This is a genomic window from Cohnella cellulosilytica (assembly GCF_042431195.1).
Taxonomy (GTDB): Bacteria; Bacillota; Bacilli; order Paenibacillales; family Paenibacillaceae; genus Cohnella; species Cohnella cellulosilytica.
Window position 1 is genome coordinate 171,933 of sequence record NZ_JBHMDN010000004.1, and the last position, 15,430, is coordinate 187,362.

Annotated in this window: 15 protein-coding genes; 5 read left to right on the forward strand and 10 right to left on the reverse strand. The window is 54.9% G+C overall.

Annotation, left to right across the window (positions count from 1 at the left end; all coding sequences use genetic code 11):
- Positions 1 to 98: 98 nt before the first annotated feature.
- The 7 genes from fabG to ACFFT4_RS01625 all read right to left on the reverse strand — a co-directional run bounded on the left by fabG (position 99) and on the right by ACFFT4_RS01625 (position 5,380).
- Positions 99 to 845, reverse strand: a complete 747-nt coding sequence (gene fabG / locus ACFFT4_RS01595) for a 3-oxoacyl-[acyl-carrier-protein] reductase (protein WP_378044537.1) — start codon at positions 843 to 845, stop codon at positions 99 to 101.
- Positions 846 to 891: 46 nt separating this feature from the next.
- Positions 892 to 1,818, reverse strand: a complete 927-nt coding sequence (fabD, locus tag ACFFT4_RS01600) for an ACP S-malonyltransferase (RefSeq protein WP_378044509.1) — start codon at positions 1,816 to 1,818, stop codon at positions 892 to 894.
- A gap of 55 nt (positions 1,819 to 1,873) precedes the next feature.
- Positions 1,874 to 2,860: a beta-ketoacyl-ACP synthase III gene (locus ACFFT4_RS01605; protein ID WP_378044510.1), complete on the reverse strand. Its 987-nt coding sequence runs from the start codon at positions 2,858 to 2,860 to the stop codon at positions 1,874 to 1,876.
- Between the two features lie 9 nt (positions 2,861 to 2,869).
- Positions 2,870 to 3,859: a phosphate acyltransferase PlsX gene (gene plsX, locus ACFFT4_RS01610; protein ID WP_378044512.1), complete on the reverse strand. Its 990-nt coding sequence runs from the start codon at positions 3,857 to 3,859 to the stop codon at positions 2,870 to 2,872.
- Positions 3,860 to 3,886: 27 nt separating this feature from the next.
- Positions 3,887 to 4,453, reverse strand: a complete 567-nt coding sequence (gene fapR, locus ACFFT4_RS01615) for a transcription factor FapR (RefSeq protein WP_378044514.1) — start codon at positions 4,451 to 4,453, stop codon at positions 3,887 to 3,889.
- 191 nt (positions 4,454 to 4,644) lie between these two features.
- Entirely contained in the window at positions 4,645 to 4,818 is a 174-nt protein-coding gene (gene rpmF, locus ACFFT4_RS01620) for a 50S ribosomal protein L32 (RefSeq protein ID WP_378044515.1), read from the reverse strand.
- Between the two features lie 52 nt (positions 4,819 to 4,870).
- Complete coding sequence (locus tag ACFFT4_RS01625) at positions 4,871 to 5,380, reverse strand: YceD family protein (protein WP_378044539.1); 510 nt, start codon at positions 5,378 to 5,380, stop codon at positions 4,871 to 4,873.
- A gap of 173 nt (positions 5,381 to 5,553) precedes the next feature.
- On the opposite strand from ACFFT4_RS01625, the gene ACFFT4_RS01630 reads away from it, so the two are divergent.
- Both ACFFT4_RS01630 and ACFFT4_RS01635 read left to right on the forward strand, forming a co-directional pair.
- Positions 5,554 to 6,798: a nucleotidyltransferase gene (locus tag ACFFT4_RS01630; RefSeq protein WP_378044517.1), complete on the forward strand. Its 1,245-nt coding sequence runs from the start codon at positions 5,554 to 5,556 to the stop codon at positions 6,796 to 6,798.
- Positions 6,799 to 6,887: 89 nt separating this feature from the next.
- A complete protein-coding gene (locus ACFFT4_RS01635) occupies positions 6,888 to 8,138 on the forward strand; it encodes a nucleoside recognition domain-containing protein (RefSeq protein WP_378044519.1) in 1,251 nt (416 codons plus the stop codon).
- Positions 8,139 to 8,334: 196 nt separating this feature from the next.
- On the opposite strand, the gene coaD is transcribed toward ACFFT4_RS01635, so the two are convergent.
- Positions 8,335 to 8,868: a pantetheine-phosphate adenylyltransferase gene (gene coaD / locus ACFFT4_RS01640; protein WP_378044521.1), complete on the reverse strand. Its 534-nt coding sequence runs from the start codon at positions 8,866 to 8,868 to the stop codon at positions 8,335 to 8,337.
- Positions 8,865 to 9,485 (reverse strand): 16S rRNA (guanine(966)-N(2))-methyltransferase RsmD, encoded by a 621-nt coding sequence (gene rsmD, locus ACFFT4_RS01645; RefSeq protein ID WP_378044523.1) that lies wholly within the window; start codon positions 9,483 to 9,485, stop codon positions 8,865 to 8,867. The genes coaD and rsmD overlap by 4 nt, the downstream gene beginning before the upstream one ends.
- 264 nt (positions 9,486 to 9,749) lie before the next feature.
- Here rsmD and ACFFT4_RS01650 point away from each other — a divergent pair, with 264 nt between their 5' ends.
- The 3 genes from ACFFT4_RS01650 to ACFFT4_RS01660 all read left to right on the forward strand — a co-directional run bounded on the left by ACFFT4_RS01650 (position 9,750) and on the right by ACFFT4_RS01660 (position 12,304).
- On the forward strand, positions 9,750 to 10,616 hold the full coding sequence (locus ACFFT4_RS01650) for a hypothetical protein (protein WP_378044524.1): 867 nt from the start codon (positions 9,750 to 9,752) through the stop codon (positions 10,614 to 10,616).
- A gap of 62 nt (positions 10,617 to 10,678) precedes the next feature.
- A complete protein-coding gene (locus tag ACFFT4_RS01655; RefSeq protein WP_378044525.1) occupies positions 10,679 to 11,236 on the forward strand; it encodes an outer membrane protein assembly factor BamD in 558 nt (185 codons plus the stop codon).
- A gap of 60 nt (positions 11,237 to 11,296) precedes the next feature.
- A complete protein-coding gene (locus ACFFT4_RS01660) occupies positions 11,297 to 12,304 on the forward strand; it encodes a stalk domain-containing protein (protein ID WP_378044527.1) in 1,008 nt (335 codons plus the stop codon).
- 337 nt (positions 12,305 to 12,641) lie between these two features.
- Here ACFFT4_RS01660 and ACFFT4_RS01665 read toward each other — a convergent pair whose 3' ends face one another.
- Positions 12,642 to 13,664: a hypothetical protein gene (locus ACFFT4_RS01665; RefSeq protein WP_378044529.1), complete on the reverse strand. Its 1,023-nt coding sequence runs from the start codon at positions 13,662 to 13,664 to the stop codon at positions 12,642 to 12,644.
- Positions 13,665 to 15,430 lie beyond the last annotated feature (1,766 nt).

Genomic DNA, 15,430 nt, shown 5'->3' on the forward strand with positions numbered 1-15,430 from the left:
TCATGGACAAAAAGCCATAGAGGCCTTGCATGAGTCCGGCCGGCCGAAGCGCCGCTTTACTTGCCTCAAGGGCAGGCGTCCCGCGTCGGCCGACGGAGTTACATGTACATGCCGCCGTCGACGTGAATCGTCTGGCCCGTCATGTAGGAAGCCGCGTCCGAGGCCAGATATACGACGATGGAAGCGATATCTTCCGGCCGCCCCATGCGGCCCATCGGGATTTCTCCAAGCAGCTTGTCGCGGTATTCCGCGGGCAGCTTGTCGGTCATGTCCGATTCGATAAACCCGGGGGCGACCGCGTTCACGGTAATGCCCCGGGACGCCAGCTCCTTGGCCGCGGACTTCGTCAACCCGATGACGCCGGCTTTGGCCGCCACGTAGTTGGCTTGTCCGGCGTTGCCGAGCACGCCGACCACGGACGAAATGTTCACGATGCGGCCGCTGCGCTGCTTCATCATCGAGCGGGTGACGGCTTTGATGCCGTTGAACACGCCCTTGAGGTTCGTCTCGATCACTTCGTCGAACTCGGCTTCCTTCATGCGCATAATTAGATTATCACGAGTGATGCCGGCATTATTCACAAGAATGTCCAGCTTGCCGAAAGCTTCGAGCGCCGCCGCCACCATCTCGTCGAACTCGGCCGGTTTGCCGACGTTCGCCTTGATCATGACCGCCTTGCGTCCGAGCGCCTCGACGGCTTTGACCGTCTCGGCCGCGGCCGCTTCGCTGCCCGAATAGTTGACCGCCACGTCGGCTCCGGCTTCCGCCAGAGCGATCGCGATCGCCCGGCCGATCCCGCGCGACGCTCCCGTTACGAGCGCGCTCTTGCCTTGCAAATCCCACATCGCCATCGCTTCTTCACCTCTTTGCCTTTGTCGCCCGAATCGGCGTCTACTCCGCGGCGGCGCTTGCGGCCGCGAAGCAGTTGACCGAGACGATGCCCACGGACTTGTCGATCTTCTTGATCAGGCCCGCCAGCACCGTTCCGGAGCCGATCTCCACGAACGTATCGACGCCTTCCGCGATCAGGTACGCGATCGTGTCTTCCCATTGTACGGGCGACACGACCTGCTTGACAAGCAGCTCGCGAAGCTCCGCGCCGGAGACGACCGGCTTGGCGTGCACGTTCGCGACGACCGGCACCTCCGCGTTGCGGAATTCCGCTTGCGCCAGCGCCTCGGCCAGCTTGTCGGCCGCCGGCTGCATCAAGGAGGAGTGGAACGGTCCGCTGACTTCGAGCGGGATAACCCGTTTCGCTCCGGCCTCCTTGCCCCGTTCGACGACAGCGGCGACGCCGGCCGCCGAACCCGACACGACGATCTGTCCCGGACAGTTGACGTTCGCCAGCTCCACGACCGTTCCCGCCCCGGTAATGTCGGAGCAGAGCGCCTGCAGAGCCGCGCGCTCCGCTCCGAGCACGGCCGCCATCGCGCCTTGGCCGCCCGGAACGGCCTGTTCCATAAATTGGCCGCGGGCGCGGACAAGCTTGACCGCGTCCGCAAATTCCAGCACGCCCGCGGCTACGAGGGCGCTGTACTCGCCCAGCGAATGGCCGGCGACGTAATCCGGCTTCAGTCCGCGTTCCTTGTACACTTCGAGCAGCGCGACGCTCGTGGCGAGCAGCGCGGGCTGCGTGTTCGCCGTCTGGCGCAGTTCTTCCTCCGGCCCTTCGAAGCTCAGCTTCGCAATCGAATAGCCGAGCGCCTCGTCCGCTTTATCGTAGACCGCCTTGGCGGCCGGGCTGCTCTCGTACGCGTCCTTTCCCATGCCGACGGCTTGCGCGCCTTGGCCGGGAAATACGAATGCGATTTTACCCAACTCGTTTCCTCCTGTCATCGGGCCCTCCGTCATGCTTGGGGCTCCGCCTGTTCCGTTACCAGTTCAGCACGGCCGCGCCCCAAGTCAACCCGCCGCCGAAGCCGACGAGCACGATCGTGTCGCCTTCCTTGACGCGGCCTTCCTCGACCGCCTCCGCCAGCGCGAGAGGAATCGAGGCCGCCGATACGTTGCCGTAACGGTCCAGGTTGATCATCGCCTTGTCTTCGGATAAGTTCAATCTTTCCAATGCCGATTGAATGATGCGAATGTTGGCCTGGTGCGGGACAAGCAGGTCGATGTCCGCTTTCCCGTACCCTGCCGAGGCGAGCGCCTCTTCCGCCGCGCTGCCCATCACCCGGACGGCGAACTTGAATACGTCGCGTCCGTTCATCTCGATATAATGGCTCCGGTCCGCAAGCGTATCGCCGCTGGACGGGCAGCGCGAGCCGCCGCCGCGAATGCGGAGCAGATCTCCGCCGCCGCCGTCCGCCCCTAGCTTAAACGACTTGAAGCCCCGGTCTCCGGATACGGGTCCGACCACGACGGCCCCCGCTCCGTCTCCGAACAGGATGCACGTATTGCGGTCTTCGTAATCGGTAATGCGGGACAAGCACTCCGCCCCGACGACGAGCACGTGCTTGTACATCCCCATCGAGATGAACCCGGTCGCGTTCGCCAGGCCGTAAATAAAGCCCGAGCAAGCCGCCGACAAGTCGAACGCCGCCGCCTTCTTGGCGCCAAGCTTCTCCTGAAGCAGGCAGGCCGTCGACGGGAAAAACATATCCGGCGTAATCGTCGCCACGATGATCAGATCAAGCTCCTCCGCCGTAATGCCGGCGGCGGCGAGCGCCTTCAAGGACGCCTCGTATGCGAGATCGGACGTCGCTTGCTCCGGCGCGGCAATGCGGCGCTCCCGGATACCCGTCCGCGTCACGATCCATTCGTCGTTCGTCTCGACCATCCGTTCCAGCTCAGCATTCGTTAACCGGCGCTCCGGAACATATTTTCCCGTTCCGAGAATGCCTACGGAAACTCCATTCATTGTTCTCTCTCACTTTCCGCTGAATTCGTCAGCCAAAGACGCGATCAACCGGTTGCTTATCGCCGTTCGGGTCTGGCGGATCGCCGTCTTCATCGCGTTCGCGTTCGACGATCCGTGCCCCTTGACGACCAAGCCGTTAATGCCCAGCAGAGGGGCGCCGTTGTATTCGTTGTAATCCATCCGGGTCCGGATACGGCGGAAGCTCGGCTTCAGCACCGCCGCGGCCAGCTTTGTTTTAAGCGACGCGCTCAGCTCTTCCCGAAGCAGCTTGAAGATGGACTGCGCCGCCCCTTCGATCGCCTTCAACAAAATATTGCCCGAAAACCCGTCGCAAACAATGACGTCGCAGACGCCTTCCAGCACATCGCGCGCCTCCACGTTGCCGACGAAATGAATCGGCGCGTTCTCCAGCAGCTCGAACGCCGCCTTCGACGTCTCGTTGCCTTTCGCCGCTTCGGTGCCGACGTTCAGCAGCCCGACGCGCGGCTTGGCGATGCCGTGCACCTTGCTGCGGTACAGACTGCCCATCAGAGCGTACTGTAGCAAATGCTCCGGCTTGGCGTCCATGTTCGCGCCCATATCGAGCGCAAGCAGCCCCTTGTTGTCCAGCGTCGGAAAAATCGCCGCCAGCCCCGGACGCTCGATGCCCGGCATCCTTCCGACGACGAGCAGCCCCGTAGCCATCAGCGCGCCGGTGTTGCCGCAGGAAATCATCGCGTCCGCGCGGCCTTCCTTGACCATCCGTCCCGCCACGACCATCGAGGAATTCGTTTTGCGCCGCACGGCCTTGACCGGCTCGTCGTCGCTCTCGATCGTCTCGGAGGCGGGCTCCACGGACACGTTGTTCGGAACGCCGCTTCCGAGATAAGGCTGGATCGCATCCGGATCGCCGACCAATACCAGATGGACGTCCGGCCATTCGACGGCGGCGGCCAATGCGCTCTCCACCTGGGCGCGCGGCGCATGGTCGCCCCCCATCGCATCTATGGCAATCCGCATGATGTACAACTCCTTTATAATGACTGTCTACTCGCCGGCGGATCTGTAAATAATAAAGTTGCCCTGGAACACCATTTCCTCGCCGACATATGTAAATACTTCCACTTTCGCTTTCCCTTTTTGCCCGCCGCTGGATCTGACGTAAGCTTTCGCGATGCACTTCTCGCCGAGCCGGGCCGGCCGGATAAACCGGATGTCCGCCGAAGCCGTCAGCGCGATCTCGTCGTTGATGACCGCCACCGCCAGCGAGTTGGCCTGCGCGAAAACGTGATGTCCCCGGGCGATGCCGGAACGGGAAAAGACGTGCTCCTCCGAGATCTCGAACAGCGAGATGCCGCTCTTGTCGAGCTGCAGGTCGAGGATATCGCCGATGACCTCGTGCAAAGGCAGAGAGCGGACGGAATCGTAGGACCGTTCCGCCATCAGCTTCAATCGCTCCCTCAGCTCGGGAATGGCCAGCTCCAGCCGGTCCAAGCGGATCGTCTGGATGCTTACTTTAAGCAGGCGTGTCAGCTCCCGGTCGGTAAGAAACGGATTCTCTTCCAACAGCTTGCTGAGCTGTTGATGGCGCTGCCGTTTGGGAAGCCGGACCATGCCGTTCCACCCCCTTCTGTTCTCGGTCGGTCCGCTCGAAATCGCGCGAAAATTTATCAATAACCTTTAATACCAGGTGCCAATATGAGTATAAAGAAAAACGCGCCGGCATGCAACGACCGCAAGTTACGCCTGAGCCGGCCGCTGCCGGCCGAAGCGCTTGCCCGTCGTGATTCCAGACGCGTCCAAGCTTATTGCTTGATGATTTCACGGGACTTGTACGTACCGCACACTTTGCATACGCGGTGCGACAATTTCAACTCTCCGCATTGATCGCATTTCACCATACCTGGAACGACCAGTTTGAAATGGGTCCGGCGTTTGTGTTTGCGGGCTTTCGATGTTTTCGCGAAAGGAACTGCCATGCTGCCACCTCCTTATCAGTCGGAATAAGCTTGAAGGGCTTGACGCCCGGGCTTACTCTTTCTGAGATTTAAACCAATCCTGAAGCGCAGCCATACGGGGATCGACTTTCTCCGTATTGCAGCCGCACGATTGTTCGTTCAGGTTTGTCCCGCACTCGGGGCACAGCCCTTTGCAGTCGTCGCTGCACAAGGGTGCATAGGGCAATTGGACGACGAACTCCTCCATGACGTACGGAGCCAAGTCGATCCGCTCTTCCGTTACCGGTACGGCTTCTTCTTCTTCCACGCTTGCTTCTTCATCCTCGTCCTTAACCACACGAAACTGCTCCTCGAAAGGAACGTGAATCGTCTCCTCGATCGTATCCAGACAGCGCGAACATTGCATGCGCATGTCGCAGCCCAATCGGCCCGTCACGAGAATCCGATCGTCCGCGGCAACCGCCGTCAGATCGTATTGGAGCGGAGAGAGCGGACGGTATTCCGGATGATCCCGGAACAGCTCCGTCATGATCAGAGTCCCCTGCAGGCTCGCCGGCTCTTGCCGGGAGACCAGCTCTTGCACTTTAAGCAACAATTAGATCACTCCAAACAAACAAAGTTTATTATATCGAGATCCCCGCTCACTTGTCAACAATTTCTCCCGACTTTTCGGCGTTCCCGCGGCGCTCCTTCTCTTCCGCTCTTCCTCGTGCTATATTGTGGAAACGAGTTATTTTCCCGGTAAGGAGCAAGATTATGTCCACGGTCGGCGTCATTGTAGAGTACAACCCGCTGCATAACGGTCATCTCTATCATATACAGCAATCGAAGAAAATAACGCGCGCGGAAAAAGTCGTCGCCGTCATGAGCGGCAACTTCCTGCAGCGGGGAGAGCCGGCTTTGGCGGACAAATGGGCCCGGACGGAGATGGCTCTCCGCGCCGGCTGCGACCTCGTGCTCGAGCTCCCCGTCGCCTACAGCGCGCAGCCGGCCCAATGGTTCGCTTACGGCGCCGTCTCCGTGCTGGACGCGTCGGGCGTCGTCGACGCCCTGTGCTTCGGCAGCGAGAGCGGGGAGCTGGCTTCGCTTCAGGAGCTGGCTTCCTTGCTGGCCGAAGAGCCGGAAGCGTTCTCTCCTTTGCTTGCGGAGAGGCTTAAAGCCGGACAGCCCTACCCGTCCGCGTTCACCTCCGCGGCCGAAGCTTATTTGCAGGAGCGCGGCATGGCTGAGCATGCCTATTCACTCTCTCAGCCTAATCATACGCTGGGCCTGCATTATTTAATCGCGCTGCGCAAGCTTGGCAGCGCGATCAAGCCCTGCACGCTGCGTCGGGAGAAATCCGGCTACGGGCAAACCGACATTACCGACGCCAAGATCGCCAGCGCAACCGCGCTGCGCAAGCTGCTGCTCGGCGAATCCGGCTCTCTGGACCAGTTGGCGGCATATGTGCCCACATCCACCTTGAACATCTTGCGCCGAGAGACGGAAGCCGGACGCGCGCCGATCCATTGGGAGAGCTTCGCCAGAGCGCTGTTCCACGAGCTGCATCGCCAGACTGCGGACGGACTGGCAGAGTTCGCCGAAGTAAACGAAGGGCTGGAGCACCGTATTCGCGGCATTCTGACCGAGCTGCCCGAATATTCCGTCGCCGCCCTGCTGCAGGCTCTAAAGACGCGTCGCTACACCCGCACGAAGCTGCAGCGCACGCTGCTGCGCATTTTGCTCGGACATCGGAAAGAGCTGCTGAGCCCGGAGCGGCTCGCCGCCGGCGTCGACTACATTCGGGTGCTTGGCTTTACCGAACGCGGTCGGAGCCTGCTCCGCGACATGCGCCGGAAAGCGAAAGCGCCCGTCGTCGCCTCCGCAGCCAAGCACGACTCCCCTTATTTGGCCATGGACGCGCAAGCCGGCGGCATATACTCGCTCGCCTTCCGCGACGCCAGGCCGGGCGACGCCTTTCGCGATTTCACGCTGCCCCCCGTCCGGCTGTCGGACAAGTAGGTCTAACCCGTTCTCCCGAGGCGTACTATTGTAGAGGTAGTTTTCGAACGCGCACGCCGCGTTGATCCGCGCTCGGGAGGCGATATGCCGTGGCCAAAGCCCATCCCTCGAATAGCCGACGGGCGATTTTCCTCTCCTTGCTGCTCGGCGCTTCCTCCATGCTTGTCGTGGCCGGAATCGTCCATTCGCCCGGAGAGGCCTTTCGCGCGTCCTTGTCCGGCTTGCAAATCTGGTGGCAGAACGTTTTTCCCGGCCTGCTCCCCCCGATCATGCTCGCCGAATTGCTCGCCGCCTCGGGTCTGCTGCACGGCTTCGCCGCGCTGGCCGAGCCGCTCACGCGCGGCCTGTTCCGGCTGCCGGGAGCGGCCGGCTGGGCGATCGCCTTCGGCTGGTCGGCGGGCATCCCCGCCGGCGCGAAGGAAACCGCCCGCCTGCGGGACAACGGAATGATCCGGAACGAAGACGTCGACACGGTGCTGCTCGTCTCTCACGCGCCCAATCCGTTTCTCATTGTACTCGTCATCGGCTTCGGCTTTATGCGCTCCCCCGCGCTCGGCTGGGCGATCGCGCTCGGCCTGTGGCTGGCGGCGATCGCGGCCGGCGCCGTCTGGGCAAGAATCGCCAAGCCGCGGGGTCCGCGCGTTCCCGTTCTTCCGGCAACGCAGCCGCGCGCCCTGCTGATCCGGGCCCTGCGCGCCGCCGCCGACGCCCGCAAGGAAGACGGTCGGCCCTTCGGCAAGCTGCTTGCCGACTCCGTGACGGGCGCCGTCGGCACGCTCATGACCGTCGGCGGATTGATGATGATGAGCGCCGTCGTCGTCCGTCTGCTGCAGCTTTTTCTGCCCGGCAACGACCTGTGGCTCCAGGTTCCCGGCCTGTACGAGCTTCATCTCGGAGCCTACGAGACCAGCCAATCCGCATTGTTCGTCTCCGATCCGGCGCGGGCGTGCGCCCTTCTCGCAGCGGCTCTGGCCTGGACCGGGTGGAGCGGCCTGCTTCAGGCCAGAGCGGCGTTCGGCCTGAACGCGCCTTTTCCTTGGCTGCGGGTGATCTCCTCCAGACTGCTGCATTCGGCCGCCGCCTTGGTCATCGTCTATGCGCTCGCGAAGCTCGTCTTATCCGGGAAGCTGCGGTTCGCCGAGCGCTGGCCCGTCCCGTCCGCCAATGCCGAAGCCTGGTCGGCTTCCGCCGGAGTGCTGCCGAACGGCTGGAGCCATCTGTCCGAGAACATGACGGTCGCGCTCGCCAGCTTCGGCGTATTCCTGCTGCTCGCCCTGCTTGCCGCGCTCATCCGGCCGAAAACGCCGAAAGGAAAAGACGACTCCGGCGGACAACGCTGACGGACTTCTTCGTCTTTCTGCCGGATAACGATGACATACCCTTGCGCCTTCGACTTCCACGGGCGGGAACGATGACACGCCGATTCGGCTTTGCCATTTTTCCGGAAAACCCTGAATCGCCGCCGCAAATCCTGCGAATCTTAAAAGGAGCCGTTCCCGGCTTAACGGGACAGCTCCTTCAGTCGTTCCGAGCCGCTCACTTCGTCGCCTCGCCGTCCGGCGTGTCGTATTTTTCCTTCAGGTTCGCTTCCACGACGGGCGGCACCAGATCGTGCACCGGACCGTGAAATTTGGCGATTTCCTTGACGATGCTGGAGCTCAGGTACGAATATTTCGGATTGGTCATCATGAATACCGTCTCGATGCTCTCGTCCAGTTGACGGTTCGTCGAAGCCATCTGCAGCTCGTATTCGAAATCTGTTACCGAACGGATGCCGCGGATAATGACCTTGGCGTGGCGCGACCGCATATAGCGGACAAGCAGGTCGCGAAAGCTGTCGATCTCCACGTTGGGCATGTCCTTCGTCACCTCCGCCAGCAGCGTCTTCCTCTCCTGAACGCTGAACAGCGGCTTCTTCGTCGTATTGTTAAGCACGGCTACGATCAGTCTGTCGAACTGCTTGGCCGCTCTGTGGATAATGTCCAGATGGCCAAGCGTAACGGGATCGAAGCTTCCGGGGTACACGGCGATGCGATATTCGTTTTCCGTTCCGGATTGTTGCGGGGTCATCGTTCGTTCGCCTCCTCCGTATTCATGGTTGTGCCGTCTGACGCTTCTTGTTCGGATTCGTAACGGTAGATGGAAATGGCAATGTCTCCGTATTGAGCGGACCTTGTGCGCTCGAAGCCCCCGAACGCATCGGGATAGCTCACGTCCGGATGGTGCTCGACGACCGCGATCGCCGCTTCCGCCGCAAGCCCTCTCTCCGCGATCTCCGTCAGGAGAGCGTCGCAATCCTTCATAACATATGGAGGGTCCAGAAAAATCAGGTCGAATACCCTCCCCGCCTTCTCCAGCGCCTTTAACGCGCGTTTCGCTTCGTTGCGGTATACCGACGCCTTGTCCGCGAGCCTGGTCGATTCCAGATTGCGGCGGACCACCTCGACGCTCTTCGGATTGGAGTCGACGAACACCGCGCTCCCGGCTCCCCGGCTAAGCGCCTCGATGCCGAGTCCGCCCGAACCGGCGAACAGATCGAGCACCCGTTCCCCATCGTCGAAATAAGGCCCGATCATGCTGAACAGGGCCTCCTTCACCTTATCCGTCGTCGGACGCGTTCCGTTGCCCGGCACCGTCCGCAGCGGATGTCCCCTGGCTTGTCCCGAAATGACGCGCAATAATTTCAACCCCTGCAGTCCTGCGATATTAGGATAGTTAACGTTGTAATGTTACCATAATCCGGCTCGATGCAAAAGCTGTCCATTCTCTTCCCCGACCTCTGCTCTCCCTTCTCGTTTTCGCAATACCGGACGGCTGCGTCAACGCTATGCAGCAATTAATTATTTTTCTCGACACATTACGACAAATTCACCCTTTAGCCCTATGTATAATAGAATCTATTGACTAGGACAACACCCGAATCGATCGGGACATACGCGAGGAGCAGGACGATGAGACCGCTTTTTCTTATTCTTTTATCCGTGATACTGCTCGCAGGCTGCAGCAATCATTCGGCCGATGAGGTTTCTTCTCTAACATCGGAGCTTGAAAAATCCAAGGAAGAGATCTCGAGGCTATCTTCGGAAAACGCCAAGCTCAAATCCGAACTGGCGGAAATCAAAAACGGCCCCGCCAAAATGCTGGCAAGGGCAAAGCGGTATTATGAGGAGAAAGATCTCGATGGCTTAAACGCCGCACTGGCCGCTCTCAACGAAAAGCACCCGGGGTCCGAAGAAGCGGATTCCGCCCAGGAATTGAGCGACAAACTCGCTCAGTCGCTTGAGCAGGAAAAACAAAAGGCCGAAAAGGAAGCGGCGGAAAAAGCCGAAGCCGATAAAAAAAGATTGGCGAACGCGACGGGCAAGCTCAAGAAAGAAATCGACGAGGTGGAGGGAATAACCTGGTACAAGGATAAAACCACGCCGGTTTATGTGGATCAGAACAATCTTCATGTTTATATCGGGGTAAAGGACGAAACGACATGGCTAAGGATTCGCATCCAGTATACCGGCGACGATTGGGTGTTCATCGACAATTACAAGATAAATGTCGACGGAACGAATGTAAATATCGCTACTTCTTATAACAATGTCGTCAGAGATAACGACTACGGCCGGGTATGGGAATATTACGACGGTCCGGTCAGCGCCTTGGAATACGATCTGCTGCTCTCCATAGTCGATTCGAAAAAAACGATCGTCCGACACGAAGGAAGGGAACACAGATTCGACAGGACGGTTACCGCAAAGGAAAAGCAAGCGATCAAAAACGTCCTGGACGCCTACGAGGCCTTGGGAGGCACTCCTCCGCTTTATTGAGCGTGTTCGGACATTAGGCTAAAACAACTCCCCGACACCGTCGGGATGAAATGGAGACAATAATGAAGAAGATTATTGCTGTGCTATGCGCACTCTTATTGCTTATGGGCTGCGGTCCATCCAAAGAAGAACAATCCGACGAATTTTATAGACAAGCAGGCGAACATTATAAGGCTGGAGATTTCAATAGCGCCGTAGATGTATACGAGAAATCATTGGAACTTGATGAAAGCCCCGGGGTCAGGACAAAACTAAACGAGCTGAAAGCCGAAATCGCATTTGTTAAGAACTTATCAGCTTCTCTAAAGGAATTGGAAAAGTTGAAGGTCCGTCTTCTCAGCACGGTAAAATCGGAAGAAACCCTAAAAATCGCCAATGAAATAGAGCTGTTATTCCATGAGCTAGAGGCTCTCGAATCTCCGGCAGGAACGGAAATCAGAGACTTGGTTATTGCAATTCACCAAGAAGGGCTAAGCATAAGGAGCGGTTGCGTATTGCTCGCTGCAAGCATTAATACCGGAATTGGAGATTATGTCGATAGAAAAAAAGATCTTTACGATTCCCTCTCCAAATTCCTGAAAAGAAATAAAATACCGGAATTTTACAAGAAAATCAGTTAAAAGACAAAGCCGAAAATTGAGCCAATCCTCCAGCCGATGGGGACTTTATGGGTGATGACAATGAAAAAGAAAATTATATTAATCGTATTTGCTAGTTTTATGATTATGAGCGTTGTAAGCGCCGCCTCTTTATGGGGAACTTATAAGGGAAATCAAATAATTAGACTCACTGTCGACCACAAGCCCATAAATGTATCGGATGTACCTGCGATCAGCTACAACGGCAGAACAATGGTGCCTATTTATCTTTTGAAAGAAGCAGGTATAAGTTATTCCTGGGACGCAAAAAATCAAACTGTAAATCTGGTTTCTCATAATGGTAAAGAAACTATACTTGGAAACAACACAAAAGCATCGGCCTTTAACCCAACAGAAAGAACAAATGAAATCATGGCACTCGGCGGTACTGGAGTATCAATCATGAACATTAGCGGTTCATCCACTGCCATGGTTTTCTTCAATGCTAAATCTGACATTAATGGTGACTGGGATGCGATATACAAGATTCTTACTTTGTTAATCGATTTTGATAGTCAATACTCGAGGGTTGTATATGGGTTCAATGGCCAAGATAATACGATAGAAGTCCTTACCTCGAAATTAGTTGATTATCAAAAAGGGAAAATAACCGAAGAACAATTCATAAACAGTCTAACGACTGCTGGTCCGGTATTTTCGGAAATCGGGAATTCTAGACAAGCAAACAGCAGTAACAATACAAATTCTAATAATAGTAACTTGCCGGTTGTTGTAACAGCACCTGAGTTATTTTCAAATGATGGAAAAACCTATTTAGGCAAAATAACTTCCAATACTTTCGACTCGGATTCTATTTTCAATGAGTTCGGAACCTATGGCAGTAAATTTCAATCGAAAAGCATTTGGAATGAATTTGGAGACTACGGAAGCGAATTTTCGAATAAAAGTGCATTTAATGAATTTGCAACCAAGCCTCCGTTAGTCGTTTTGGACGGAAAGACAATCGGATATCTGACGATCAACGATAAAGTTAAGAACGCGATTTCGCCTATTGGGCTTCTGACGTGGGCAAAAAATAATGGGTATTAAATCCGCATCCCAAACTATAAACCACACCTTCCTCCACTCTCACCCCGTCGAGGTCTGGCATAAAGGCGAACTGGTCGGCAGCAGCCTCATCGATCGGCACATGAAGGACGAAATATATTGGATCGCGTACCTATAAATAGTAGATACATGATTTCTTCTTCATATGAGTATTTATTATTGAAAAACCTTTGGGCTAATTTTTTAAAAGAGCTATTAATTATTTCCCTAATACCTTATTTGATCTAAAGGAAAAGTTAGAAATAATCGCGATCACCAGGGCAACCGCCGACAACTAAACCTTCTTAGACCATCTCTTCATGTTGTTCGTTTCCCCCTGTTATGGATTTTCCACTTCGTATTCGTCCACATCGAACGTCAGGATCTTATCGAAGATCACGTACTCGGTACGGGTCTTGAATGGACCTTTGTTCCACGTCTTCGTAAATGCATATTTGGCCGGGCCGCTGCCGGCATCCTTTGCATCGTACCAATTGAGATAGGCGTTCAGTTCTGCTGCAGAAAGGTCGTATTCTTTGATCTGGCCGCCAGAGACATAGATTGTAAGAAGTGCACGTCCATCGGTTGGCTCTTCTGGTTCCTGATTAGGTATATCCAATGTGGCAGATGCTTCATTTGAAGTGACCACTCCATTTGCATGAATTGAATCAATTACATAATAATATGTAACCCCATTGACAACATTCAAGTCCACATAAGTATTGTTAGTTAACCCACTTGCTAGAATATCATAAGGACCGCCTGGAGAAGTTGAACGTTTTACCACATATGAGCTTGCGCCATCTACAGTGGTCCAATCCAAGGTGATTTCACTATCTCCACTATTAGCGGTCAAATTTGATGTGAGCTTATAAAAATCCCATTCGTTAATTCCAAGACTTCTATTTACATTATCGTGCACTAGAAATACCTGTATTACATTCGTCAATGATTGAGGGAGTAAATGAATTGCGTTGTCTCCACCTACCGAAAGATTACCTCCGCGCGTCAGTAGATATTCCGGCTTTCCATCAGAAAATCTAAACCCAATAATAAACTGATAGTTATTATAGTTATTTATATGCAATTTGAAAGCATCTATTGTCTGTGGCGTTGAGAAGTTGTAAATGAGAAAATCAACCAAATTTGCATCTGAGACTCTTGTTGGTAAAGAATACGAAGTAGCTGGATTATTGTCTGTAACATTCACAGTCGAACCCAATAAGTTAGTTGGATTTGACCCAGTTCTTATCGTTTTTCCACCCAACAATGATGTTGATTCTGCTCCCGCAACGGATGGAAGTATTGTAGCCACTAGCGAAAATAATAGAAAAATGAGAAACGTACTTTTCAATCTTTTCAAATTAACACCCCATTATCCTGTAATACCACCATCATACAAGGTGAATTCAGGAATTTGCAGTCTGATAATCGACATTAATCTACAATATACTGGAAGGTTAAGAGGTAAATCCCGGAAACTGTGGTCTCCAGGTCGTATCCTCACTGGATGCTTTTTCCCAGTCCCTGCATCCTCAGCGACACGGCCAGAGACCGCCGGAAGTCTACAGTGCCCACCGGATCGCTCATTTTAGACAGGACGACATCACCGAACTCCAAAACAAACCACCCGCGACCATCGCGAGACATGTCGGTCCGCAGGCGGACGTGCCTATGGTCTGCTTGCGGTCGTTGCGGATCGTGTATGGGACGTTGCGCCAGCGGGCGTTCTCTTGGCTATAGTTGACGACACTCATCGGCCATCACCGCTCTTTACCTTGCTATTGTATTCCAGGACGGCTTTTTCCACTAGCGCCCTGTTAAGTCGGCTCAGCATCAAATTAACGAGCAAAAGAGCCGTTTGGACGACACCAACCACCATTATGACGGGGAAGTCCGGGCACTTAATGCACGGATTGACTCGGAAAACGAAAAACGCAAGCAAGGGAATCGATGGGTTGTCGGAATGGTCTTTACTGCAGCAAGTCTTGTCCTTGCAATCATCAAACTATTCTAGGAAAGGAGGGCATGGCATTGATGAAATATCTACTGCTCATTTAGTTAAATTCATGACTGATTTGCGGAACCCTGAAGTTTGGAGCTGGGAGGAAACAGTGCGGGGGATCATAACCGAAATGGATGTCAGGACGACACTTGTGCATGTGTACCGACACGGCGAAACGATCAAGGTTCCGTTCCTCGATATCTTCCGGGTCTCCAGTCCGGAGTGATCAAGAAGTGATTACGTAGGAAGAACATCAAAGAAAGTAACTACCAAATAACTACCAACGTTCTTTCTTGGTCTTCTCTACGGCAAGTGGTGCGCTTGGGGAACGTGGTTAATCCTTATATTATCAAGGCCATTGGGGATTTAACTCATAAAAAGTCGACCCCCGTCTCGCGACGGGGGCCTTCATGGGAGAGGAGAAACCGGACGAAGAGCTTATGGGGAAACGTAAGTCTTCTCCGCGGTTGTCCCCGACACCTCTCGGCGCCGGTAATATCAGTGTGACCTTGCCAGAGGAAAATATACGCGGAAACGGAAAAAAATATCGAGCAGGCCTATCCAGCCCCCGAGTTACAAACTCCGCGCGTAAAATGTCCCGAACCGACTTTATCTGGCGAATAATTTCCTAGCTTTTGATGCTTAATTCACGGTCACTAATCTCAGTACCGTCAATGTCTTAAGCAACTTAAGATGTGTTGCTATTTCGTTCTAAATGTGCTCATCTATATGTGAAATCTCGACTATAAGGTTGAGGACCGATGTCTTAAAGAGAAGGTGAAAAGGAGCGGTTGCGCAGGGGAGACGGTTGAATGATGGAGGAGCATTAAAAAAGTCTCAGCACTTTATTGAACGAAAAAAACATCCTATGACCACCCAATTCGCATACATGAACTCGAAGGAATTACGTCCCCTACTCAACCCAGCCCGGCAAGCCGATTCGTTCAACTGCCCGCTTTTAGCGGTCTGACAGGCCGTTAAGCTGATCCATTCGGGCAACCGCCCGCTTTTAGCGGTCTAGGAGAAGCCGTCGATTAACTGTGGCTAAACACAACGCCTTCTCTCCCACTCGGTAATTTTGCGAGTTCATGTGGGACAGGAGGCGTTTTTTGACGTGCTTGCTG